20 protein-coding genes and 6 pseudogenes are annotated in these 23,430 nt (G+C 67.5%); 11 read left to right on the top strand and 15 right to left on the bottom strand.

All coding sequences use genetic code 11. The features are described from left to right. Nucleotides 1-128 precede the first annotated feature (128 nt). From ACWV17_RS32660 to ACWV17_RS32630, 7 genes and pseudogenes are all read right to left on the bottom strand, one after another. Nucleotides 129-686 (bottom strand): Clp protease N-terminal domain-containing protein, encoded by a 558-nt coding sequence (locus ACWV17_RS32660; protein WP_455362500.1) that lies wholly within the window; start codon nucleotides 684-686, stop codon nucleotides 129-131. Continuing rightward, nucleotides 686-895, bottom strand: coding sequence for a helix-turn-helix domain-containing protein (locus tag ACWV17_RS32655; RefSeq protein ID WP_455362499.1), 210 nt, complete (start codon nucleotides 893-895; stop codon nucleotides 686-688). Before ACWV17_RS32655 ends, ACWV17_RS32660 begins: the two co-directional genes overlap by 1 nt. A gap of 32 nt (nucleotides 896-927) precedes the next feature. After that, nucleotides 928-1,453 (bottom strand): annotated as a pseudogene (locus ACWV17_RS32650) (GNAT family N-acetyltransferase). Continuing rightward, a complete protein-coding gene (locus tag ACWV17_RS32645; protein ID WP_455362498.1) occupies nucleotides 1,450-2,412 on the bottom strand; it encodes a zinc-binding dehydrogenase in 963 nt (320 codons plus the stop codon). Before ACWV17_RS32645 ends, ACWV17_RS32650 begins: the two are co-directional and overlap by 4 nt. Before the next feature lie 79 nt (nucleotides 2,413-2,491). Continuing rightward, nucleotides 2,492-4,045: an alkaline phosphatase D family protein gene (locus ACWV17_RS32640; RefSeq protein ID WP_455362497.1), complete on the bottom strand. Its 1,554-nt coding sequence runs from the start codon at nucleotides 4,043-4,045 to the stop codon at nucleotides 2,492-2,494. Next, nucleotides 4,042-4,620 carry a phosphoesterase gene (locus ACWV17_RS32635; protein WP_455362496.1) on the bottom strand — a complete coding sequence of 193 codons (579 nt, stop codon included), beginning with the start codon at nucleotides 4,618-4,620 and terminating at the stop codon, nucleotides 4,042-4,044. Before ACWV17_RS32635 ends, ACWV17_RS32640 begins: the two co-directional genes overlap by 4 nt. A gap of 194 nt (nucleotides 4,621-4,814) precedes the next feature. Then, on the bottom strand, nucleotides 4,815-6,026 hold the full coding sequence (locus ACWV17_RS32630) for an NAD(P)-dependent malic enzyme (protein ID WP_455354050.1): 1,212 nt from the start codon (nucleotides 6,024-6,026) through the stop codon (nucleotides 4,815-4,817). Between the two features lie 519 nt (nucleotides 6,027-6,545). Between ACWV17_RS32630 and ACWV17_RS32625 the strand changes: the two genes are divergently transcribed. The 3 genes from ACWV17_RS32625 to ACWV17_RS32615 are packed head-to-tail and all read left to right on the top strand — an operon-like array spanning nucleotide 6,546 to nucleotide 9,261. After that, the gene (locus ACWV17_RS32625) at nucleotides 6,546-7,496 is read left to right on the top strand and encodes an ABC transporter substrate-binding protein (RefSeq protein ID WP_455354049.1); all 951 of its coding nucleotides are present in this window, start codon (nucleotides 6,546-6,548) and stop codon (nucleotides 7,494-7,496) included. Nucleotides 7,497-7,535: 39 nt separating this feature from the next. Then, nucleotides 7,536-8,489: an amino acid ABC transporter permease gene (locus tag ACWV17_RS32620; RefSeq protein ID WP_455354048.1), complete on the top strand. Its 954-nt coding sequence runs from the start codon at nucleotides 7,536-7,538 to the stop codon at nucleotides 8,487-8,489. 4 nt (nucleotides 8,490-8,493) lie between these two features. Next, nucleotides 8,494-9,261, top strand: a complete 768-nt coding sequence (locus tag ACWV17_RS32615) for an amino acid ABC transporter ATP-binding protein (protein ID WP_455354047.1) — start codon at nucleotides 8,494-8,496, stop codon at nucleotides 9,259-9,261. Between the two features lie 87 nt (nucleotides 9,262-9,348). Here the strand turns inward: ACWV17_RS32615 and ACWV17_RS32610 are convergent, their stop codons facing one another. Then, nucleotides 9,349-10,119: a class I SAM-dependent methyltransferase gene (locus tag ACWV17_RS32610; RefSeq protein ID WP_455362495.1), complete on the bottom strand. Its 771-nt coding sequence runs from the start codon at nucleotides 10,117-10,119 to the stop codon at nucleotides 9,349-9,351. 83 nt (nucleotides 10,120-10,202) lie between these two features. On the opposite strand from ACWV17_RS32610, the gene ACWV17_RS32605 reads away from it, so the two are divergent. Next, nucleotides 10,203-10,856: a CGNR zinc finger domain-containing protein gene (locus tag ACWV17_RS32605; protein ID WP_455362494.1), complete on the top strand. Its 654-nt coding sequence runs from the start codon at nucleotides 10,203-10,205 to the stop codon at nucleotides 10,854-10,856. A 17-nt stretch (nucleotides 10,857-10,873) separates the two neighbouring features. Here ACWV17_RS32605 and sodX read toward each other — a convergent pair. Beyond that, nucleotides 10,874-11,158: pseudogene (sodX, locus tag ACWV17_RS32600) on the bottom strand (nickel-type superoxide dismutase maturation protease); the annotation flags it as partial. Nucleotides 11,159-11,308: 150 nt separating this feature from the next. On the opposite strand from sodX, the gene sodN reads away from it, so the two are divergent. Next, nucleotides 11,309-11,704, top strand: coding sequence for a superoxide dismutase, Ni (gene sodN / locus ACWV17_RS32595; protein ID WP_455354044.1), 396 nt, complete (start codon nucleotides 11,309-11,311; stop codon nucleotides 11,702-11,704). Nucleotides 11,705-11,715: 11 nt separating this feature from the next. On the opposite strand, the pseudogene ACWV17_RS32590 reads toward sodN, so the two are convergent. Then, a pseudogene (locus ACWV17_RS32590) lies at nucleotides 11,716-11,985 on the bottom strand (tyrosine-type recombinase/integrase); the annotation flags it as partial. Here ACWV17_RS32590 and ACWV17_RS32585 point away from each other — a divergent pair. Continuing rightward, nucleotides 11,975-13,248, top strand: a pseudogene (locus ACWV17_RS32585) (relaxase/mobilization nuclease domain-containing protein); the annotation flags it as partial. The pseudogenes ACWV17_RS32590 and ACWV17_RS32585 sit on opposite strands and share 11 nt — an antisense overlap. Nucleotides 13,249-13,512: 264 nt before the next feature. After that, nucleotides 13,513-14,325 carry a hypothetical protein gene (locus ACWV17_RS32580; RefSeq protein WP_455362493.1) on the top strand — a complete coding sequence of 271 codons (813 nt, stop codon included), beginning with the start codon at nucleotides 13,513-13,515 and terminating at the stop codon, nucleotides 14,323-14,325. 307 nt (nucleotides 14,326-14,632) lie between these two features. On the opposite strand, the gene ACWV17_RS32575 is transcribed toward ACWV17_RS32580, so the two are convergent. From ACWV17_RS32575 to ACWV17_RS32560, 4 genes are all read right to left on the bottom strand, one after another. Further along, a complete protein-coding gene (locus ACWV17_RS32575) occupies nucleotides 14,633-15,181 on the bottom strand; it encodes an HAD domain-containing protein (protein ID WP_455362492.1) in 549 nt (182 codons plus the stop codon). Between the two features lie 34 nt (nucleotides 15,182-15,215). Beyond that, nucleotides 15,216-15,908: a class I SAM-dependent methyltransferase gene (locus tag ACWV17_RS32570; protein ID WP_455362491.1), complete on the bottom strand. Its 693-nt coding sequence runs from the start codon at nucleotides 15,906-15,908 to the stop codon at nucleotides 15,216-15,218. 1 nt (nucleotide 15,909) lies between these two features. After that, nucleotides 15,910-16,821 carry a phosphotransferase family protein gene (locus tag ACWV17_RS32565; protein ID WP_455362490.1) on the bottom strand — a complete coding sequence of 304 codons (912 nt, stop codon included), beginning with the start codon at nucleotides 16,819-16,821 and terminating at the stop codon, nucleotides 15,910-15,912. Between the two features lie 79 nt (nucleotides 16,822-16,900). Then, nucleotides 16,901-17,650 (bottom strand): hypothetical protein, encoded by a 750-nt coding sequence (locus ACWV17_RS32560; protein ID WP_455362489.1) that lies wholly within the window; start codon nucleotides 17,648-17,650, stop codon nucleotides 16,901-16,903. A 221-nt stretch (nucleotides 17,651-17,871) separates the two neighbouring features. On the opposite strand from ACWV17_RS32560, the gene ACWV17_RS32555 reads away from it, so the two are divergent. The 4 genes and pseudogenes from ACWV17_RS32555 to ACWV17_RS32540 all read left to right on the top strand — a co-directional run bounded on the left by ACWV17_RS32555 (nucleotide 17,872) and on the right by ACWV17_RS32540 (nucleotide 22,579). Continuing rightward, nucleotides 17,872-19,227 (top strand): tetratricopeptide repeat protein, encoded by a 1,356-nt coding sequence (locus ACWV17_RS32555; RefSeq protein WP_455362488.1) that lies wholly within the window; start codon nucleotides 17,872-17,874, stop codon nucleotides 19,225-19,227. A gap of 1 nt (nucleotide 19,228) precedes the next feature. Beyond that, the gene (locus tag ACWV17_RS32550; RefSeq protein WP_455362487.1) at nucleotides 19,229-19,759 is read left to right on the top strand and encodes an NUDIX domain-containing protein; all 531 of its coding nucleotides are present in this window, start codon (nucleotides 19,229-19,231) and stop codon (nucleotides 19,757-19,759) included. A gap of 42 nt (nucleotides 19,760-19,801) precedes the next feature. Then, nucleotides 19,802-20,083, top strand: a pseudogene (locus tag ACWV17_RS32545) (hypothetical protein); the annotation flags it as partial. Nucleotides 20,084-20,116: 33 nt separating this feature from the next. Continuing rightward, on the top strand, nucleotides 20,117-22,579 hold the full coding sequence (locus ACWV17_RS32540; protein ID WP_455362486.1) for a hypothetical protein: 2,463 nt from the start codon (nucleotides 20,117-20,119) through the stop codon (nucleotides 22,577-22,579). Nucleotides 22,580-22,879: 300 nt separating this feature from the next. Here the strand turns inward: ACWV17_RS32540 and ACWV17_RS32535 are convergent. Then, a pseudogene (locus ACWV17_RS32535) lies at nucleotides 22,880-23,430 on the bottom strand (transposase); the annotation flags it as partial.

Here is a 23,430-nt window from a genome sequence, read left to right as displayed (position 1 = left end):
CCGCTGAACGCGCCGTAAATCGTACAGTCCCGGACGCCGCTCCCGGAGGCCCCGGCCCCCGGCACCACAACGCACCCCGCACCCCCACGCCGGAGGCGGAGGCGCACCGCGGGGGCGAGCCCGCAGCTTCAGGATGCCTCTGCCTCGCCGAACAGCGCCCGCTGCACCGCCGCGTGGTTCGCGCCCTGCTCCGCCAGTACCTCCGCGACCACCCCCGGCTGGACCGTCAGCGCCAGCAGAATGTGCTCGTCACCGATGGACCGGTCCCCGCGGCCCAGCGCGATCCGCAGCGACTTCTCCAGAACGCTCTTCGCGGCCGGAGTGAACGACCGCCGCCCCGACCACCACCGTTTCGACCGGCAGTCCGCCTGCAACGCGCCTTCCCCGTGGGCCGCTTCGACCCGCGAGACGATCTCCGCGACATCGATCCCGAGCCCCGCGAGCGCGTCCGTGTCGGACTGTGACAGCCCGCCGCGCCGCCGCGCATCGGCCAGCGCGGCTTCCAGCGACGCGCGCCGGCCGTCGATCCCGAGCGAGGCGAAGGCGAACGCCGACCGGGTGCCCTCCAGGTCGAGCAGCGCAAGCAGCAGATGCTCCTCGGTGACGGAGTCGGCACTCGCCCGCTCCGCGTGCCCGACCGAGCCGGTCACCACGTCCCGGGCACTCTTGGTGAACCTCTCGAACATCAATGCCTCCCGTACTTCTTGTGCACGGCCTGCCTGCTGACACCGAGCTCGGCGGCGATCTCCTGCCACGACCAGCCCTGCGTACGCGCACTTCGGACTTGTACGGCCTCCAGCTGCTCCAGCAGCCGCCGGAGCGCGGCGACGGCACGCAGCCCGACCCTCGGATCGCGATCGCCCGCCCGCTCGGCGAGATCGGTTGCATCGGTCATGATGTCAACCTACATTGACAGAAGAGATATCGTCAACCCAGGTTGACGTCCGTGGCCAGGCGGGCGTGACGTTCCACGTCGTAACGCCCGTCCCCGTAGCGGAGCTTGGCCCGCTCCAGGCCCTCCACCGCGAAGCCCGCCCGCAGGGCCCACCGCGCAGGAGGCGGGGTTGTTCGTCCGGTGGCCGAGTTCCAGCCGAAACAGTCCGAGCTCGCCGAAACACCACGGGGCGAGCTCGCGCAGCCCTGCGCTCGCCACACCCCGGCCACGGCTCGCGGCCACCGTCCAGTACGAGATCCAGCCGGTGTCGTGGGCGCGGTTCACCGCGGTGACGGCGACGCAGCCGAGTACCGCGTCCGTGCTGTCCGTCACCACCCAGGAGTAGCCCGTTCCGGCCCGCCGGGCTAGCTCGCGGTCCGCTATCCACTCCGCCGCCTGGGCGGCAGTGGTGACCGGGCGGTCCGCCTGGCGGGCCATCTCCGGCGGTGCGAAGGCGGCCAGTACCGCCGGGGCGTCGGCCTCGCGCCAGGGGCGCAGTGCGATCGCGCCCGGGGTCACACCGTCAGGACGATCTTGCCGAAGAGGTCGCCGGCTGCGATCTTCTCGAAGCCCTCGCGGGCCCGGTCCAGCGGCAGGACTTCGTCGATCACCGGGCGTACCCCCGTCGCCGCGCAGAACGACAGCAGGTCCTCCAGCTCGTCCTTCGAGCCCATCGTCGAGCCCACGACCCTCAGCTCCAGGAAGAAGATCCGGGTCAGCTCCGCGTGCGAGGGGCGGTCGCCGCTCGTCGCTCCCGAGATCACCAGCGTGCCGCCGGGGCGGAGCGACTTGACCGAGTGCGACCAGGTGGCCGCGCCGACCGTCTCGATCACCGCGTCCACGCGGCGCGGCAGCCGCGCGCCCGGCTCGAACGCCTCCACCGCGCCCAGTTCCAGGGCCCGCTTGCGCTTCGCCTCGTCGCGGCTCGTGGCGTACATCCGCAGGCCGGCCGCCTTGCCGAGGACGATGGCCGCGGTCGCGACCCCGCCGCCCGCGCCCTGGACGAGTACCGAATCGCCCGGCCGTACACCGGCGTTGGTGAACAGCATCCGGTACGCCGTGAGCCACGCGGTCGGCAGGCAGGCGGCCTCCTCGAAGGAGAGCTCGGCCGGCTTGGGCAGTACGTTCCAGCTGGGGACGGTGACCTGCTCGGCGAACGTGCCCTGGTAGCGCTCGGTGAGGATCGAGCGCGGCTCGTCCGGGCCGACTCCGTGGCCGGACTGGCCGATCACGGAGTGGAGGACGACCTCGTTGCCGTCGGCGTCGACGCCTGCGGCGTCGCAGCCGAGGATCATCGGCAGCTTGTCCTCGGCGAGGCCCACCCCGCGCAGCGACCACAGGTCGTGGTGGTTGAGGGAGGCGGCCCGGACATTCACGGTCGTCCAGCCGGGGCGGTCCCCGGGGGCCGGGCGCTCCCCCAGCTCGAGGCCGTTCAACGGCTGGTCACGGTCGATGCGTGCGGCGTAGGCGGCGAACATGACCATGACGATAGGACGCGGACGGGACGCGGCGGAACCACACACCGGTGTGACACGCGCCGCGTCCCGCGGCGCTCACTCAGTCGCGCCGGTACTGGGCCGGCGAGTTCCTCGTCGCCGGGTCCTCGTACGAGCCGGCCTTCCCCCGGTCCACATGGAACGTGGTCAGGGTGGTGACGGGCGAAGCCGGGTCGCGCCGGTCGGCGATCACCCGCATGTGCGCGCTGAAGCGCTGCGGGGTGGCCTCGTAGACGTCGTACCCGTACCGGTTGCCCTCGAAGTACTTCAGGTGGGGGTTGGCCGCGCCCATGACCGGGCCGTTGGTCTTGTTCCAGTCCGCCGAGTACGCGCCCGAGGTGACCGAGTGCGCGGTGAACTCCGTGCCCACGACCGGCGAGGAGGTGTCGTCGAAGTCGGGGCGGATGTCGTCGACGAAGGCGGAGTGCCAGTCGCCGGTGACGACGACGAGGTCCCGCATACCGCTGGAGTGGACGTGTTTCAGGACCTCCTTGCGCTCGGCGAGGAAGCCGTCCCACTGGTCGGTGAACATGTACGAGCCGCCGGGCCGGCCGCGCAGCTGGCTGAGCATGATCGAGTTGGCCCAGACGTGCCAGGCCTCCGGGCCCTGGGCGATGCCCTGCTTGAGCCAGGCCTTCTGCTCGGCGCCGAGGATCGTGCCGTTGCTCAGGTTCTGCGCCGAGCGGTACGAGCGCAGGTCCAGGACCGTCAGTTCCAGCAGGTCGCCCCAGCGCCGGACCCGGTGGATCTCGGGGTCGGGCAGCGCGGAACTGCCGCTGTCCCGGTGCGGCATGTTCTCGTACCAGGCCTGGTACGCGGCCGCGCGCCGCTGCATGAACGGCGCCCCGCCGCCCGTACCGCTGTAGTCGTTGACGACCTCGTGGTCGTCCCAGGTGAGGAACCAGGGGTGGGCGGCGTGCGCCTCCCGCAGCGACGCGTCGCCCTTGTAGAGGGCGTGCCGACGGCGGTAGTCGGCGAGGGTGAGGATCGCGGGGCCCTCGTGGTCGCGTACGTGGTCGCCGCCGACCGGACCGTGCTCGTAGATGTAGTCGCCGAGGTGGACGACGAAGTCGACGTCCTCCCGGGCGATGCCCCGGTGCGCGGCGTAGTAGCCGTCGTGGAACGCCTGGCAGTTCGCCGCGGCGAACCGGACCCTGGAGACGCTGCCGGCCGGCGCGGTCCTGGTACGGCCGACCCGGCTGGTCTTCCCCAGCGCCTTGAAGGCGTACCAGTAGCGGGTGCCGGCGCGCAGTCCGCCGACCGGGACGTGCACGCTGTGCCCGAGGGTCGCGGAGGCCGGCGCCGTGCCGCGGGCGACGACCCGGGTGAGCGCGGAGTCCTCCGCGACGACCCACTCGACCTCGACGACCTCGGGCAACTGCTGCTCGGCGGCCAGCGGTTCGGGCGCGAGTCTCGTCCACAGCACGACGCTCGACGGCTGCGGATCCCCGGAGGCGACACCCAGGGTGAAGGGCGCCGGATCGTAGTCGGCACCGAGCGCCTCGGCGGCCTCGCGCGCCTGCGCGGGCGAGAGGCCGGCGCTCAGCGGCCAGGCCAGGTTGAGCGCGCCCGCGGCTCCGGCCGCCTTGAGCAGATCACGGCGGTTGAGCTTCACTTGCGGCCTCCCGCGGCGCTGAGGGTGAGCGATATCGCGTCGGCGTATCCGTCGTTGGACGTCCCGCCGCCGGTACGGGTGAAGACCAGCAGCAGCCGCGCGGTCCGGGCCCCGGGCGGCACGGCCGCCTGCGCCTTGCGCTCCACGAGCGCGGTACGCGAGCCCCGCTCCCCCGCGGTCACCGGCCCCAGCACGGAGAGCGCAACCGGCGTCCCCTTGGCGTCCCGGAACTCCACGGACAGCCGTACGCCGTCCTCCTGCGTCGCGTATCCGCCGAGCCAGCCGGACACGGCGTACCGCACCTGGCCGGCGTCGACGGCGGCCTGCCCGGTCGGGCCGGCGGCCGGCAGGGCGATGTCCTGGACGAGGGCCGTACGGGGGCTGTTGCCGCCGCTGAAGAACCGGCTGCCGCGCTGGGCGGGCCCGGGATCGGCCGGGGTGGGGTACCCGCCGCCCAGGCTGTAGTTGATGAGCGCGGGCGCCCCCTGCTTGATGACCCAGCCGGTCACCGCCCCGACGGGCTGGGCGGTACCGCCGGGTCCGCTCTCTGCGTCACCGTTGACGACCAGATTCACTTCGCGCCTCCTGTGGTGGGTTGGCGCGGAGCAGCACAGCAGTCACACATGAATGGCCGGAAGCTCTGCGGCGAACTTTTCCGCCGCGGGTCCAAGAGATCGTGCGGAAAGTGCAAGCGCCCGGTACGGCGACGGGCCGCGCCGCACCCGGTGAGGGGTGCGGCGCGGCCCGTGAAGTCGCTGCTGACGTGGCGTCAGCGGCGGGCGACTCCCTCGGCGCGGGCGGCGGCGGCCACCGCGGCGGTGACCGCCGGGGCGACCCGCTCGTCGAACGGCGAAGGGATCACGTAGTCGGCGGCCAGCGCGTCGCCGACGACGTCGGCCAGCGCGTTGGCGGCCGCGATCTTCATGCCCTCCGTGATGCGGGACGCCCGCACCTGGAGGGCGCCCGCGAAGATCCCAGGGAACGCCAGCACGTTGTTGATCTGGTTGGGATAGTCGCTGCGGCCGGTCGCCACGACGGCCGCGTACTTGTGCGCGACGTCCGGGTGGACCTCCGGGTTCGGGTTGGCCATGGCGAACACGAACGCGCCGGGCGCCATGGAGGCGACGGCCGGCTCGGGGACCGTACCGCCGGAGACGCCGATGAAGACGTCCGCGCCGGCCAGCGCGGTCTCGATCGAGCCGCTGAGCCCGGCCTTGTTGGTGAGCTCGGCCAGCTCCCGCTTGACGTCCGTCAGGTCCTCGCGGTCCCGGGACACGATGCCCTTGCGGTCCACCACGGCGACGTCGCCGAGCCCGGCCTCCAGCAGGAACTTGGCGATCGCGACGCCGGCCGCACCGGCGCCGGAGATCACGGCGCGCAGCTCGCCGAGCGTGCGCCCGGTGAGCCTGGCCGCGTTCCGCAGGGCCGCGAGGGTGACGACGGCCGTACCGTGCTGGTCGTCGTGGAAGACTGGGATGTCCAGCCGCTCCTGGAGCCGGCGCTCGATCTCGAAGCAGCGCGGGGCCGAGATGTCCTCGAGGTTCACGCCGCCGAAGGACGGCGCGAGCCGCACGACGGTCTCGATGATCTCGTCCGTGTCGGTGGTGGCGAGCGCGATCGGAACCGCGTCCACACCACCGAACTGCTTGAAGAGGATGGCCTTGCCCTCCATCACGGGGAGGGACGCCTCGGGTCCGATGTCACCGAGTCCGAGCACGGCCGTACCGTCCGTCACGACGGCGACCACGTTCGACTTCCAGGTGTAGTCGTTGACCAGCTCCGGCTGCTCGGCGATGGCGCTGCACACCTTCGCGACGCCGGGCGTGTAGGCGAGGGACAGGTCGTCCTTGTCGCGCACCGGCACGGTGGCCTGGACGGCCATCTTGCCGCCCCGGTGGAGCGCGAAGGCCGGATCGAAGGGCTCCTCGTGAGCGTTCTCCGTACCGCTGTCGCTGCGAGGATTGACGATCTCCGCTGCCACTTGTTTGACCCCTTAATTCTTAAATCTGGTTGAGGGTGACCACTCCTGGTTGAGGGGTGGGCGGGCACCGCGTCCGTGCCCCGCGTCGGCGGTTGGCCCGCCTCGGCGGAGGGAGGTACGTACGCGCGGGCGCGCCGCACACGCGCCCTGAGCCCCGGATGAGGGGTGTAAGGATCCGTTCTACCGGAAGAATGCTCGCCCGGACGAGTCGATTTCGACACATCCGGCCCCGCAGTGTCCGAATTCACCGAAAAGTCCATGCCACTGGTCCAGCGGGCGAGCCGAACCGCAAAAGCTGCTGCCTGAAGCAACAAAGTCAGGAGAAGATCCGGCCCCACACCCCAGTCCCCGCAGGGCTGACGGGTTCCGGGAGCGCCCGTTATCCGATTTTGACCTGGCTGGCCCCCCGAATTGTCCAGTCCGAATGGCAAGATGCCGTAATCACACGAGGTCGCGACACTCGATGGTGTGTGCCCCGACCGTTTCGGCATCCCCCTCACCCGCCGGAGGAACCAGCTCATGACCGCAAGCACCACCCGTCGTACGACCGCCGCCAGGCCCCGGATCGCCGCGGTCGGCGCGATCGCGGTCGCCGGCGCACTCCTGCTCACCGGCTGTGGTGACCAGACCGCCGGTGGCGGCGAGGAGACCGCGGCCGGCAAGACGAACAGCGCCCCGCTCTTCGACAAGCTGCCGAAGAAGATCCAGGACGCCGGCGTGATCAAGGTCGGTACGGACGCCGCGTACGCCCCGATGGAGTTCGAAGAGGGCGGCAAGATCGTCGGCATCGACCCCGACATCGCCGCGGCCCTCGGCAAGCAGCTCGGTGTGGAGTTCAAGTTCACGTCCGGCACCTTCGACGGCCTGATCACCTCGCTGAACACCGGTCGCCAGGACATCGTGATGTCCGCCATGAGCGACACAAAGGCCCGCCAGGAGGGCCTGGACGACAAGGGCAAGAAGGCCGGCAAGGGTGTCGACTTCGTCGACTACTTCAACTCCGGCGTCTCGCTCCTGGTCAAGAAGGGCAACCCGCAGAAGATCCAGTCCCTGGACGACCTGTGCGGCAAGAAGGTGGCCGTCCAGCGCGGCACGATCTACGAGACCACCTTCAAGGAGCAGGCCAAGAAGTGCGGTAGCAACAAGCTCACGATCGAGGCGTTCGACACGGACGCCGAGGCGCAGACCCGCGTGAAGTCCGGCGCCGCCGTCGCCGACCTCAACGACTACCCGGTCGCCGCGCACATCGCGAAGACCGCGGGCGGCGGCAACGAATTCGAGGTCGCGGGCGGCCAGACCGACGCCGGCCCCTTCGGCATCGCCGTCAACAAGGACAACACCCAGCTGCGTGACGCACTCAAGGACGCACTGAACGCGATCATCAAGAACGGTGAGTACGCGAAGGTCCTGGAGAAGTGGGACGTCAAGAACAGCGCCGTCACCGAGGCGACCATCAACGCCGGCAAGTGACCTCCAGCGTTCCAAGCGTTCCACTGAAGGGCAGTCACTGTGACTGACAAGTTCGACAAGGTGCCCGCCGACGAGCCCCCCGCGGGCTCGGCGGTCACCAAGGGGGTAGCCGCCGCTCCCCACGAGCAGATCAAGGCCATCCCGGTACGGCACTGGGGCCGGTGGGTCTCGGGCGTGGTCGTGCTCGCCGGGCTGGGCTCGCTCGTCTACGCGTTCTCCCAGGGCGACGTCAACTGGGACACCGTCGGAGACTTCATCTTCGACGGCCGGATCCTGAGCGGTATGGGCCGCACGCTGCTGATCAGCGTGCTGTCGATGCTCATCGGCCTGGTGCTGGGCATCGTCTTCGCGGTCATGCGACTGTCGAAGAACCCCGTCACCGGCGCGGTGGCCTGGCTGTACATCTGGTTCTTCCGCGGCACTCCGGTGTTCGTGCAGCTGCTGCTGTGGTTCAACCTCGCGCTGATCTTCCCGATCCTGAACCTCGGGTTCTACAAGGACGAGATGGTCGACGTCATGACGCCGTTCATGGTCGCCCTGCTGGGCCTGGGCCTGAACGAGGGCGCCTACATGGCCGAAATCGTCCGGGCCGGCATCCAGTCGGTGGACGAGGGCCAGACCGAGGCGTCGCACGCGCTGGGCATGAAGAACAGCAAGACCATGCGTCGCGTCGTGCTGCCGCAGGCGATGCGAGTGATCGTGCCGCCGACGGGTAACGAGTTCATCAACCTGCTCAAGACGTCGTCCCTGGTAGCGGTCGTGACGTACGTGGACCTGACGCGTGCCGCCCAGAACATCGGCTCCACCTCGTTCGCCGTGATGGAGATGCTGCTCGTGGCCTCCGTCTGGTACCTGGTCCTGACCAGCGTGTTCAGCGTCGGCCAGTACTACCTGGAGCGGCGTTACGCACGTGGCTCGCTGCGCCAGCTGCCCGCCACTCCCTGGCAGAAGGTCAAGGCCAACATGCTCTCCCTCTCCAACTGGCGGCGGTGACCCGATGAGTACACAACCCATGGTCAAGGCCGAGGGCGTCCACAAGTCCTACGGCGCTGCCCACATCCTCAAGGGCATCGACCTGGAGGTCGCGCCGCGTGAGGTGTTCTGCCTGGTCGGCCCGTCCGGATCCGGCAAGTCCACCTTCCTGCGGTGCATCAACCACCTGGAGCAGATCAACGCCGGGCGGCTGTACGTCGACGGTGACCTGGTCGGCTACCGGCAGAAGGGCGACAAGCTCTACGAGCTGAAGGACAAAGAGGTCGCGCTCAAGCGCCGTGACATCGGCATGGTCTTCCAGCGCTTCAACCTCTTCCCGCACATGACGGCCCTCGAGAACGTCATGGAAGCCCCGGTCCAGGTCAAGGGCGAGGCCAAGGCCGTCGCCCGCGAGCGGGCCGAGCGGCTGCTGGACCGGGTGGGACTGGCCGACAAGGCCATGAACTACCCATCCCAGCTCTCCGGCGGCCAGCAGCAGCGCGTCGCCATCGCCCGTGCGCTGGCGATGGAGCCGAAGCTGATGCTGTTCGACGAGCCCACCTCAGCACTCGACCCGGAGCTGGTCGGTGACGTCCTGGACGTCATGCGGGGCCTCGCGGAGGACGGCATGACGATGATCGTCGTCACCCACGAGATGGGCTTCGCCCGCGAGGTCGGCGACGCCCTCGTCTTCATGGACGACGGCGTCGTGGTCGAGGCGGGCAACCCCCGCGACGTCCTGACCAACCCCCAGCACGACCGCACCAAGGCGTTCCTCTCCAAGGTGCTGTAGCGGCTGTAGCAAGCGAACACACGAAGAGGCGGTACGGGCCCGGCGGGGCCCGTACCGCCTCTTCGCTTGCCTACTGCACCGGTGTTCCTACTTCACCGCGAGCACCAGCGCGTCCGACGGCGACGCCCATACTGTCCGCGCCTCGCCGAAGCCGGACGCGCGCAGCGTCCGCGCGTGCCAGTCCGCCGAGGGGGTCTCGCCGTCGGCGTGCTCGCCGTAGATCGCGAAGCGCTCGGCGGTCGGGGCGGCGAGGGCCGGGTCCTGGGCCGCGAGCGCCCACCACTCGGCCCAGTCGACCGCGCCGGCCGCCTTGGCCCGATCCATCTGCGCGTGGCGCTGGGCACGCTCGGCGGCGTTGATGAGGGGGGTGGCGGGGTCGATCATGTGGTCGGCGTTCATGAACACACCCCCGTCCCGCACCAAACCGCCCACCTGCCCGTAGAGCGTCGCAAGCGGTCCGAGGTGCAGCCAGTGCAGCGCGGTCGCGGTGAGTACGGCGTCGTACGTCTCGTACGGCAGCTTCCGCGTCCACTGCGGGTCCTTCAGGTCCGCGGTGACGAAGGTGACCCGCTCGTCGCCCGCGAAGTGCCCCCGGGCGATGGTCAACAGCGCGGGGTCCAGGTCGACCCCGGTACTGACGGCCTTCGGGAACCGCTTGAGCAGCCGGTCCGTAATACTTCCCGTACCGCACGCCAGATCCAGCACCCGGGGCTCCGGCCCCACCAGTGCTCCGACCATGTCCAGCATCACCCGGAACCGCTCCTCACGGTCGGGCATGTACCACTCCTGCTGCCGGTCCCAGCTGTCCTGCCACGCCTGCCAGTCGGTCCCGGTCGCAGTCCCCGCCGTCTCCGTCATCTCCGAACCCTCCGCCACGTAATACCCTCGAAGCTGTATCAGCCGTTACTGAAAACTCTAGACCGCCGCCGTAAGGACTACAAGTGGAACTGGCCTATTACTCGGACTACGCCGTGCGCCTGGTCAACAGCGAGGAGCCGGCCCGCAACAAGGACGCCCTGACCTCGGTCGAAGCGGTCCGTGACCTGTTCGGCGCCAGTTCCCAGGCGGCCCGCCGGGCCACCGATGCGGACGTCACCCGCTTCCGGTCCGTACGGGCCCGCCTGCGCGCCGTCTTCGAGGCGGCGGACACGGGCGACCAGAAGCTCGCCGTGGACCTGCTGAACTCACTGCTCCTGGAGTTCCCGGTCAGCCCGCAGATCTCCGGGCACGACTACCTGGACGAGGACGGCCGCCCCCGCTGGCACATGCACCTGGCCGAACACCCCTCGAACGCGACCGCCGGCTATGCCGCCATCGCGTCCATGGGCCTCGCGTTCCACCTGACGGAGTACGGCGCCGACCGGCTCGGCCTGTGCCAGGCGGCGCCCTGCCGCAACGCCTACCTCGACACCTCGACCAACCGCTCCCGGCGCTACTGCTCGGACCGCTGCGCGACCCGTGCGAACGTCGCCGCCTACCGGGCGCGCAAACGCCTGGAGACCGAGCGGTCGGAGAGCACCGGGCGTACGGCCGAGAGCAGCCAGGACAGCACCACCCTCACCGAGCGCCGGCGGCCGGGCGTGACCGGCCGGTAACGGGCCCGTACCCGGCCGAGCACCAGCTCGGCCGGCACGGTCCCGAACACCCGGCTGTCCCCCTCGGCGTCCGGATTGTCCCCGAGGACGTACCAGCCGCCGTCGCGTCGCTCGACCAGCCGCTTGACGATCAGCAGGTCCTGCTGGAGGGGGTGGCGCAGTACGGCCACCTCCCCGGGCCTGAGGTCGGCCCCGTAGTGCACGAGCAGCTGATCACCGTGCAGCAGTGTCGGCACCATGGAGAGCCCTGTCACCTCGGCGACCCCGAAAGGCCTCGTCGGCTCCCGCCCCTGATCCGTCATCCGGCACCTCCCGGTCCGTTCCGTGCGTTCGGCCACCAGTCCCAGTCTGACCCTGGACTTTTGTCCTAGGCCCCGGGGGCACTCGCGAAAACGGCTCTCTCACGGAGTAATGTCCCACCTGAGAAGACGATCACGAGGAAGGACAGCTCAATGCTTTCCCGCCTGTTTGCCCCCAAGGTGAAGGTCAGCGCCCACTGCGACCTTCCCTGCGGCGTGTACGACCCGGCCCAGGCCCGCATCGAGGCCGAGTCGGTCAAGGCCGTCCAGGAGAAGTTCCAGGCCAACGACGACCCGCACTTCCGGGCCCGCGCGACGGTCATCAAGGAGCAGCGCGCCGAGCTCGCCAAGCACCACGTCTCGGTGCTCTGGAGCGACTACTTCAAGCCCCCGCACTTCGAGAAGTACCCGGAGCTGCACCAGCTGGTCAACGACGCCCTGAAGGCGCTCAGCGCCGCCAAGGCCTCGACGGACCCGGCCACGGGCCAGAAGGCACTGGACTACATCGCCCAGATCGACAAGATCTTCTGGGAGACCAAGAAGGCCTGACCTCGGCCTGCTCACCCGCACCCGGCCCGCAGGGCGCCACCAACGGCGTCCATGACGGACCGGGTGCGGTCTTCTTCGCCCGGCCACAGGTGCGCGTAGATCCACAGCGTGATGACGGCGGACGCGTGGCCGAGGACGAGCTGAACCTGCTTGACGCTCGCCCCGCCGGCGATGAGCGCGGAGGCATAGAAGTGCCACAGGTCGTGGGTCACCATGTGCGGCAGCTCGACGGGCTTGCGCCCTTCGCGCTCGGCCGCCTCGTTCTCCTCCGCCGGGCGTCGCCCGCGCACCCACCAGGACGGCCGGCGGGCCCAGGCGGAGTGCCGCGGGATCGAGGCCGAGTTCGGCCTGCGCCGTCTGAAGTCCGGTGACCTCACGGCCCCCCCGTACTCCCACCGGTGCCGAACGCGCCAAGGCCGAGCGCCAGGGCCCGACGGTGACGGCACGGCAGTGGCTACGCGAGCAGGCGTACGCGGTCGCCGCCGCCGTACGGACCGAAGCCGACTACTTCACCGTGCTGCAGTCCCTTGGCGTCAAGGTCAAGACGCGCCTCGGACCCGAGAGCGGTGACGTGATCGGCTACAGCCTCGCCGCACCCGGCGACACCAACACGGCCGGCGAACCCGTCTGGTACGGCGGCTCGAAGCTCGCCCCCGACCTCTCCATCAACCGTCTACGCGAACGCCTCCCCGACCAGAAGGTGGCCGACCGCCCCCGGTACGCGGCGGAGACTGCCGAGCCCTGGCAGCACACCACCGCCGCGATACAGACGGCACGCACGTCCTCGACTCCGACGACGATGCCGCCGCCCAAGGCCAGCTCGCCGCCTTCGGCGCTGCCCTGTACAGCATCGCCAGCGCCACACCCGGCCCGCACCGGGCAGAACTGCGGGCGGCGGCCACGGCGTTCAACCGCGCCCGCCGATCCGCCACCCGCGCGGACCACCAAGCCGCCGCCGCCCGGCGCCAAGCCGCCAAGGAACTCGCCTACGCCTCCAGCGAGCCGGGCGGGCTCGCCATCGCCCTGCTCTTCGTCACCGTGCACCTGGCGCGCGCCGCCGCCAAGTGGCACGAGCAGCGCGGCCACGAACAGCAAGCGGCAGCGGCCGAGGAAGCCTTCCGCCACCTCCAGGCGGGCCAGCAGGCCGCCGCCCCCGTCCTGGCGGACCTGGCCCGCCGCGCCCCGCGAGCGGAGACCGCCGCCGCTTCGAACAGGACATCCGCGCGGCCCTCCCCGCCCACGCCGACCGCATCGTGGCCGGCCCCTCCTGGGCTGCGCTGACCACCACCCTCGCCCGCGCCGAAACCGGCGGCCACACCGCCCGCCACCTCTTGGCCGAGGTCGTCGCCCAGAGGCAACTTGATAGCGCCGAGCAACCCGCCGAGGTCCTCAACTGGCGCATCACCGCTCAGCCGAACAAGCGGTCGCAAGCCGCTCGCGGTCGAAGCACCATGAGCGGCAAATCCCTTATGCCTGTCACGCCGCACCCTCAGGCCACACCAGTCACCGCCCTCCGGCCCGAAGTGCGTAGCCGGCACCGCTGACCCCGTGCAGTCGTCCTCGCCACCCATAGTGGCGGGGAAATCGGATCGGGATCGACTCCCGACCTGGAGGGACCAGCCAGAACGCTGCCTACCCCCTGGTGCCGTCCCAGCCAAATGCACGGACGTCGTCGCCGTTGAGCTCGCGGCTGCCTGTCCATGCGCGGACCTCTCGGTGGTGTGGCCGGGTAGCCGGACCGCAGGTGTGTCCTAGTACGAATATGCGTTCACCATGGAACCGCCTGCGGTCGCAAGTATGGTTAGGACATGACTCTGGAAGAACCGACTGCGCCGGATGGTCAAAAGATTCGAGAGAAGATGTGGGTTGAGCGCCCTGCCGGAACACACCTCTCGCAATCGCAAACTCCCGGTGGATACAGCTCTCTTGCGCGCGATGATGTCACTAATGGGCTCGAAACACATGCCACACTGTTCCCTATTGTCGATGACGATGAGAGTGAATCAGGTCCAATATCAGATCCGCCGCCGGCCTTCCCCTACCTAACCGAGGAGTACGCACCGGATTCGGAAGCGGAGGAGCTCTCGGAAGCCAAGAGACTGCTCGCAGCTCTAATTATTCTCGGCACCGTCAAGGCTGCGGAGAAGATTGGCCCCCACGCGCGGTCATGGTGGGACGTCCATGCGCTTCCAGCCATAAAGAAGACACGGAACAGGCTTGCTGAAACTCGCAGAACCGACAGCCGACCCGCCACCAGGATTGAATCCACACCTGCAGATTCCTCACAAAAAGTGATTGCAGCGCTCGAAAAGTACCGAGTGAGCATTAGCAGCACAGAGGCGCGAGAACGCTTTTTCGCAGCACTCATTTCCAGGCTATTCAGCGAAGAACAGATGAGAGTGCTACGCAACGCTCGGATCGAGGATGAGGAAGCCGGTCCTTTCGCTTTGATCAGCACAATGGAGGGACTCACCCCTAGGCAACTTGAGGACTGCGTCAAGCTAATGCTTGAGACACACCCCACGTTGCTCGACGAGCATTCAATGGCCGAACTCGGGAATATTCTCGACGATAAGTCGAGCCGATGGCGAGTCCGCTCTATCGATAAGCGAAAAGATTAAAAGAGGCACGGCGACTGACCCCGAATCCACCGGCTGATCTTTGCGGTGGAGAAGAACGGAACGAAGATGCACGCTGCCTGACGCCCCACCCGCTCCGCCGATGACCGTGGTAGCGCACCGCCACCGATTGTTCGGCGCGCTGACCACCCCGGTCACCCGCCCGGTTTGGGCTTGGCAGCACCGTTTCCCGGCGAGCTCGACCGCGCGACCCGGTTCGCTGCTATCCCGTTCAGAAACTGAACGGCTCCCAGGCAGAGCCCACAGGGCACCCTGGTGCCCCCGCTTTCGTGCCAGCGAGGGGCAGCAGTCATCTGGAGGCGCGGGCGGCGGGTACCTGCGAGACCCATGTCATGACCTCGGTCAGGTGCTCGGGCTGCAGCCCGAGGTATGGGTCGGGCTGAACGAGGAGAGTCGCCGGCCCCTTGGCAATGCGCTCCGCCGCCCAGGCGTGGTCGAGGCTGGTGAAGTCGTCGTCGATCCATACAGTGGGGGCATCGCCCAGCCAGGCGTCGACGTGATCGCGCTTCCACAGGTAGCCGTTGGGGTGGCTGGTGGTGATCCGGGGACGCGGGAGGTCGACGTGCGGCAGTGGCGGGAGGCCGAGGAGTGGTCCGATCAGGGTGGTGGCGTCCTGCCGCCAGCTGGTGCACCAGACGGGTGTGACCAGGCCGGTACCGATCACGTCCGTGAGCATGGGGCCGTGGGCGGGATCGAGCCAGACGGTGACCGGGTTGTCGGCGCTCCGGCCGGTAGGGATGACGTCGTGGCGAGCGTGGGTGGCCGGGGTCGAGCCGGCCGCCTTGGGGAAGGGTATGAGGACGCCGTCGATGTCGAGGAGCAGGTAGGGCGGGCGCATCGGTCCCTCCAGGGGAAGCCGGGGCGAATGGCTGTCAGAGCTTGCGGGCGCGGATCAGCAGGGTGGTGGGCCAGTGGCCCATGCGGGGGTCGTGGAACTCCTGGGCCGAGGTGAGCCAGAAGCCGGCATGGCTGAGGTGCTTCTCCCAGCGGTCGGTAGCGAACTCCCAGCGGGCGATGGGGAGCCGGGTGCGGTCGGGCAGGGTGACGAAGTCGCGGCGGGGTCGGTCGTCGCCGGAGGGGCTACGGCCGCCGCGCTGCGGGTGGGGGACGGAGAAGGCGAGCACTCGGCCGGGCGTGAGGCGCTGGGCGATGGTCGGGAGGAGGAGCTCGGGGGTGACGAGGCCGACAGCGCCGAAGATCGAGTAGATCGCGTCGAACTGCTCGTCGGAGGCTTGCAGGTAGTGCAGGGCGTGGCCGGCGACGAAAGTGAGGTTGTTCAGCCGTCCGTAGTGGGAGCGGGCGCGGCGGACCTGGAGGCCGACCAGGTCGACGCCGGTGACGTGGGCGCCGTGGCGGGTGGTGAGGTGGGCGGCGTTGTGGCCGGGTCCGCAGCCGAGCTCCAGGAGTCGCTTGCCGCGCAGGTCGGGGCCGAGGACCTCGGCACCGGGTCCTTGGCCGGGCCGCGTCGTCCACTCCATCCGTGCGGGTACGGACAGCGGTTCGGCGAGTCCGGCCCCTGTGCGCTGGAGGGCGTGGGCGTGCCACGGGGAAGCCTGGGCGAGCACGTCAGATCTCCAGGTGGTGGAGCACATCGGTGAGGTGCCGGCGGACGGACTTCATGTAGGCGGGGTCGGTGGCCGGGTCGTTGATCCAGCGGATGGACTGCTCCATGAACCACTCGACGGCCCACATGCGGTGCCAGCCGAGAGCCCAGTTCTCGGCGGTGAGCCCGCCGCGCGGGGCGAGGGCGTCGGGGGTGCCGCCGGCGGTGACGTACTGCTCCAGGAAGACGCGAAGGCGCACGGGGTGCGGGGGTTCGACGGTGCCGTGCCAGCTGGCGAGGTCGAGCAGGCCGGGGCCGGTGAAGGCGCGGGCGAAGTCGAGCAGCCTCCAGCCCTGTTGCTCGATGTGGAGGCTGGTGGGGTGGAACTCGGAGTGCACCCAGCCGAACGGCGCCATCGTCGCTCCGGCGGAGCGGCTCTCGGCGGCCTGGGCGATTCGGTCCAGTGCGTCCTCGACGTCGTCGGCGTCCTGCCACCGCTCGGCCTTGCGCAGTCTGCCGAGATGCTCCAGCGCCCGGGCGGGCAGCGTGCGCAAGCGCTCCTGGTCGAGGACGGGCAAGGGCGGAGCCGTACGGGTGCCGTGCAGGACCACGGCCGCGGCGACGCCGTCGAGGTCGTCTGCCTCGCGGACGGTGGGTCCGAGGTCGTCCATGAGCATGCCGAGCCAGCCGTCCAGGACGGCGGAGGCGTGGACCTGGGGGACGGGGACGCCGAGCGTGTGGGCCAGGCGGAGGGCCTGGTCCTCGTTGTCGAACGGCTTCTTGGCGTACTTGAAGATGGCCGTGGCACCGTCGGGGATGGTGACGCGCTCGACGCCGGACATGGACCATACGCGTACCTCCTCCCGTACGGCGGTGGTTTGGCCCGCCATGGTGAGCAGGTTGTCGAGCAGTTCGGCGCTGGGGTTCGTGGTCACGTGGGGGCTCCGGGGAGGGGTGGTGGCGTCCGGGGCGGGCGGGAGGTGCCGGCCCGCCCCGGAGCCTGGTCGGGTGGGGTTACGCGGCGGGGTTCACGCGGTGGGCGTAGACCTGCTCGATCCAGCCCGCCTTGAACGCGGCGAGGTCGTCGCGGAAGTTGGCCATCGAGGCGCCGTAGGGCGCGACGACGCCGCCGGACTGGTCCGGCACGGACTGGCAGCCGTGCACGAGCCGGCCGCCGAGAGCGGCGTGGGCCTTGATGGACTCGATCCGGCGGTGCTCGTTGAACCAGCCGCCGTGGTAGACCTCGTCGAGCATGCCGCCCATCTCGTCGTCCAGGTCGAAGACAACGGAGGTGGCGGCGGGGAAGAACCAGCACGGGCCGACGTTGGAGATGTGCCCGTCCAGCTCCACCTTGTTGAGCGCCATGAGCGTGGCCGCCTCGCGCAGCATCCGCAGGTGCTCGGCGGTGATCTGCGGCAGGCCGAGGCCGGCCAGGTGGTCGTCGCGGAAGAGGTACGCGTACACCTGGTGCGCGGTGGCCAGGACGCGGGCGGCTTCGGAGGTGGACTCTCCGTGGTGCTTGATGAAGTCCATCGCGAGCTGCTCGACCGCGCTCTCGGTCGTCTCGTCCACGTCCAGGAGCTGGGCCTTGACCAGCTCCCAGTCGGCGACGAGCCACGAGTTCGACTCGAAGCGGAAGAAGTACTCGGCCGGGTCGATGGTGATGCTCCGGCCGTCGACCTGGACGCCGGGCAGGCGGCTCCAGCGCGGGTCGAACGCCTCAGGCAGCTCGACCGTGATGGCCTTGGTGTCGATGGTGGTCACCGTATCTCCGTCTCTGTTGGGCCGGATTCGGGCACAGGAATGCCCGAACCAGGTGTGGGCGTACGGAATTTCGGGGTGCCGCCCGGGCCAAGGGAGCCTGGATCACGGTCGCGCCGTTCCGGGCAGCTGCTGATAAGTGAACCCGTGGTCACGCTCAGTGGGTACGGTGGAAGACAGTTGAAGCGGTATACGCGGTTTACAGCTCCGGAGTGGAGGCGATCGTGGCGGCGCAGAGAGGCCCCAACTCCCGTCTGCGCGGCGTCATCAACGCGGCCGACTGCACCTACGAGGCCCTCGCCAGAGACGTGCGGCGCGTTGCCGCCGAGAACGGCGAAATCCTCCAGACCAACAAGTCGGCCATCTCGCACTGGGTAAACGGCACCCGCGCCCCTTCGGGCCAGGTAGGCCAGTACCTCGCCGAAGCACTGTCCCGCCGAGCGGGACGCACGATCACCCAGACCGAGATCGGCCTCCGCTCCGGCGAGGCCGCACCGCAGGCGGAATCCGACCCCGTCCTCGCCGTCACCGACCTGGGCCGGGCCGACGTCGAGCGCCGCCGCTTCCTCGCCATCGCGGCCTTCACCACCGCCGGCGTCGCCATGCCGCTCGGATACGACCACGAGGCCACCGCCCGCATGCTCCGCGCCCGCACCGGCATGTCCGTGGTCGGTGCGGAGGACGTGCACGTCGTACGACAGATCACGGCTGCCTTCAGCGCGGCCGACGAGCGCCTCGGTGGCGGGCACGGCCTAACCACGGTCACCGCCTACCTCGCCGACACCGCCGCCCCGATGCTCCGCGGACGCTTCCCCAGCGAAGCGTTACGCCGGGCAGCCTTCGGCGCCGTCGCCGAGCTCGCCTACCTCGCCGGATGGAAGCACCACGACCTCGGCCAAGAAGGCGCCGCCCAGCGCTACTACCAGGTCGGCTACCAGCTCGCCTGCGAAGCGGACTCCCACGGCCACGGGGCCTGGATGATGCGTGCCCTCGCCCATCAGGCCCTCAGCCTCAAGCGGCCCCACCACTGCGTAGACCTTGTCGAAGGCGCCCTGCGACGCGACCTCGGCCACGTCGACGGCCAGACCGAGGCCCTCCTCCACATCACCCACGCCAGCGCCTACGCCGCAACCGACGAGAACCCCTTGGCCGCACGCGCCCTGCTCGCCGCCGAAGACGCCCTCCTCCGGGACGACGGCCCCCAACCCAGCTACTCCCGCGTCAGCGGCCCCGCCGCCGGCACCGTGGCCAGCCACACCGCCCGCACCCTGACCGACCTCGCCGACCACATCGGCACCGAGCAGCAGCACCGCGATGCCCTCACCCGTTGGGACCCGGGCAAGTACAAGCGCGTCCACGCCCTCACCCACGCCGACCGTGGCGACAGCCTCGCCGCCCAGGCCCGCGCCGACGAAGCCGTCGCCGCCTGGACCCAGGCCCTGGCCCTCATGGAGGGCATGACCCCTGACCGGACCCGCAAGGCCATCTCCTCGATCCGCTCCACCCTCGCGGTCTACCAGCGGCGCAAGGTACCCGGCGCCGCCGATCTCGCCCGCCGCGCACGCGAAGCCCTCGCCTAACATGCCCAACAACCCGCCCGACGAAGGGAACACCGTGGCCCAGCAGACAGACGACCAACCGAAGGCCCTCAAGCCGGCCTTGGAATCCATGACCCTGCTGGTCGCGGCCGTCATCGTCCACGACAAGGCCACTAACCGCGTCGTCCTCCTCCAGCGCAGCGAAAACGCCAAGTTCGCCCAGGGCCTGTGGGACCTCCCCGTCGGCAAGAGCGAGCCCGGCGAGCCGATCACCGAGACCGCAGCCCGTGAGCTGTTCGAAGAGACGGGCCTGACCGTGAAACCGGAGGCCCTGAAGGTCGCCCACATCATCCACGGCGCCTGGGGCGTCGAAGCCCCCAACGGCTTTCTCACCGTCGTTTTCGCCGCCCACGACTGGACCGGCGAACCCGAGAACCGCGAACCCCGCAAGCACTCCCAGGTCCGGTGGGTCGACGCCGACGCAGTACCCGAGAACTTCGTCGACACCACTTCAAGCGCCCTTCGCCGATACCTCACGGGAGGCCCGGAGGTCTCCCTCGACGGCTGGCAATAGGAACGCCGATACCTCTCATGGGCTGAAGGGACCGGCGTTATTCCTCCTGCACTTCCCCGCCGCAAGCCGGACTCGCTCTTCGCCGACCGCGGCTACGACATCTACAGCGACCAGGTCCGCGCCCGAGGCATCGTGCCCGCGCCCGCGCGGCACCTACCGCTGAGTCGTGGAGAGGGCTTTTGCGTGGCTGCACGGCTTCCGACGTCTGCGCATGCGCTGGGAACGCAGGCCGACATCCACGAAGCCTTCCTCATGGCATGCTCCGTCAAGAATAGGCTTCACTCAACAACACCCCTAGCAAAAAAAGCGACGGGTCATCTATAGTTGTGGGTGGCGTAATTAATCCGAGGAGGCAGCGTGGGCGAAAAGGTTACCTACCAAAACATCACCGCCACGGTGCGCCCGCCTCGCTGCGCCATCTTCATCAACGGGAAAAGTGAATACTGGAAGACTGCCGTAGACGGCGCCATCGCCAAGGCGTCAGAAACGTGGGGTGGTCGCTACTTCTTGATTATTCCCACAGACGGGATAACCATTGCGGATAAGTTCTGGGAGCTTCTGAAAGCGTACAACCCCGACCACCTCGCAGTCTTCGACTTGACATTCAGCGACCTTGAAGTTGCCGACCCGAAGCAGTACAAAGCGACGAAGGAGCAATACAAAAAGTCCTGGGATTCAAATGGGAATCTCGCGGATCATTTTGAAGAATGGTTTTCAGGCAGCGCAGCACAATCGAGGGTGGATCAGCTAACCATAAGCGATGCTCTGGATAGGGAGCTGATCTACAGGCTCAGTCCTTTTCATTTTAATGACGCGATCGACACGCACTTGACCCGTAAATCAGGCTTCGGGTATCCGTTCACGAAGATCGCTAAGATCATTTCAGCTTCAACGCGCCATATTGGCCTGGTAAGGCTCGCCCCGCAGATTGAAGACCTGACATTGAAGCTCCTCGTTCATTCTGAGACGGGAGTAGCCAGTGAGGATCATTACGCTGAAGCCGGGTTCATCGCAGAACCCCTGCCAAATGACTATGCAATCCTAGATGTTCTGAAGCATGTTGGTGGTTCACGTCTGACGTCTGCTGCCATTCAAGATCAAGAGCCACGACTCGATGATGACTTCCTGCCTAACACTCCATTTGGCCTGAGTATGTTGCACCTCGGTCAGTACTACAGGGCTGATCGTCACATGGATTATAAGGAGCCGGTTGTCCTTGTTCTTGGAGACACGGTCGAGGACTGTTGTTTGTACTACTCACTTTCCCGGCTACATGAGGGTGTTCGGTGGCTGCCCCTTAAATGGCTGCGAGCGTGCAATAAGGCTTTGAATGAGCGACGCACCCAACGCAAAAAGGAGGAGGAACCGCGCCCATTCACCCTACAAGAGAATGCTGTCCGAGCGCTCGTTAATCTCGCTTATGAGCTTATCGAATATGGGCACCACGAGAAGCGAATCCAGCTATGTAGTGCGAGCTTGAACCGAAGGCAATTGGTAGCCTATCGAACTCAAGTGGCCCGCTGCTCCTACTTCGCAGCCAGCGAAGTAAGCACTCATATCGACTGCATTCCGATGAAATCGGTTTCCACATCATGCATCTTGCGCGTGTTTGAAACGAACAACTATGTAAACCATCACAGCATGACCTTTGTTGACGGAAAAAGCGTCAGCCAATTCGAGACGCCTGCAGTCAAGAATTTCAGCGAAATTAGACTGCCAGATCATTACTGGCTCACCTCGCTACGAATTGAAGGTTATCAGCCGCCCTCTCTTCCAAAACTGGGTCCTAGAATCGTCAACTTGCACAACTCAACGACTGAGTCTCGTATAGCTGAAGACGGTATCGTATACCAGTGCCCAAACTCGATGATCTTTGGCAATGAGCTGGATGCAGTACTCGTACGCCCTAAGATTGAAATGCCGGATGAGATGGGCCTGTTCGCTGCCTACTTTGAGAACGCGGATGTCACGGTGAAATACTCCGACAAGGGTAAGTACTTCATGGACACCCTTCGTCGCTTTGGTGGACTCGACCATCTGGGACGTTTTATCAAGTCACCAGACACCCGTGACATCCTTGATAAGTTCAGTTGGACAAAGAAGCAAGCAAAAGGCATTCAACTCTCAGAGATTCCTGGTGAGCGCGGCAGCGTGATCTGCCTCAACGAAAGCGCTGATGAGCAGCGCAGCTACCTGAACCTAAATGCGTTTACTTTGAGCATGGGAAGCGAAGAGGCTGCCGCTTCCCTCGTCGATGACCTCGTGGGAAAGCGAATCATTGAGCGCGGCTATATTTTCCGATGCGAGAGATGTGATGCATCTGCTTGGTATAGTTTCGACTCGCTTTCTAACGAGTTCGTCTGTGTCCGTTGCGACCTTCGCCAACAGTTCACGGTAGGCCACTGGAGGGAGCCTGCACTGCCACACTGGTACTACAGGCTGGCAGAGACGGTGCGGCTCTTTTACGTCCATAACTCACACGTGACGGCGTTGGCGCTCCATTCCCTCAAGGCTCGCTCGAAAACTGCGTTCCACTTTGTCCCCGAGATGGATCTCGTGGGTTTTCCGGGCAGCAGCGGTAAGAGGGAGATGGACATTGCCTGCATTCTCGACGGTGAGGTGATTTTTGGAGAATGCAAGACTGAGCCGTTGCAGGCTAAGGATATCGCAAAATTTAAAACTCTTCGAGGGATGAGCGTAACACCGCCTACGAAGATTGTGTTCGCGACTACGCGACCCGTGACTGATGCATTTAAAGCGCAGGCGCAGAAGCTTGGTAACGCAGAAATCCTTACAGAAAGAGACCTCATGGACTTTTAGCCATCATGATTCAATCCGCCCCTACTGCAAAGCTTCAGCGCGCCAGTTCTACGGTTCAGATGGGCATGGCCGGCGCAGGGTTGATGACGGCGTTCCGCCACACGTCCGATTTCGTCCCGCTCGAAGACTTTGACAGCTAACACAATGAGCCGAATTGTCGGTGGGTGATGAGACAGCAGGCGAGTTTGAGGAAAGCTTCGTGTGGGCACTGTCTGGGGCGATTCGACACACACGCCTGGGGCAGGACAGCGATGCAGCAGCAGAGCTACTGAGGTTGAACTCGTGATTTCGCTGGGTTGCTCAGGTGGGTCTGATGGTCAGGCCGGTCTCGGCGAGGCAGCCGTCTATGAGCTCGCTGTGGTACTGGATGTGCCGTAAGCCTCGGCGGATGCGCTGGATGAGGTGCTCGGGGGTAGTGAAGGCGACGTTGGACAGCCAGCCGCGCCGCAGCAGTGACCAGACGCCTTCGACGGGGTTGAGGTCGGGTGCGTAGGGCGGCAGGTAGTAGATGGTCAGCCAGTCCCGGGATGCGGCGAACTCCCTAGCCCGGCGGCCTTGTGGACGTTCAGGTTGTCCCAGATGAGCACGATCGGGCCGCCGAGCTGCTGGTGTGCGGCGATCAGCAGGTCCCGGTAGTCGCGCCAGGAGAAGCTCTTGCGGCCGTCGCGCCGGCCGTCATCCCGGCGGGGCCGGTAGATCAGCCGGGACCGGTGGCCGGGCTTGTAGCAGGTCAGCGCGGCGATCGATATCCGTCTGCGAGAGCGGCCGCGGACCCGCACCACCGGGGTGCGGCCTCGCTGCGACCAGGTCTTGGCGTGCGGCGGCGTCATGGAGAAGCCGGCTTCGTCCTC

The sequence above is a fragment of the Streptomyces mabaensis genome (genome assembly GCF_053763515.1).
The sequence above is the reverse complement of the archived record's forward strand: the minus strand, read 5'-3'. Positions and strand labels throughout refer to the sequence as shown.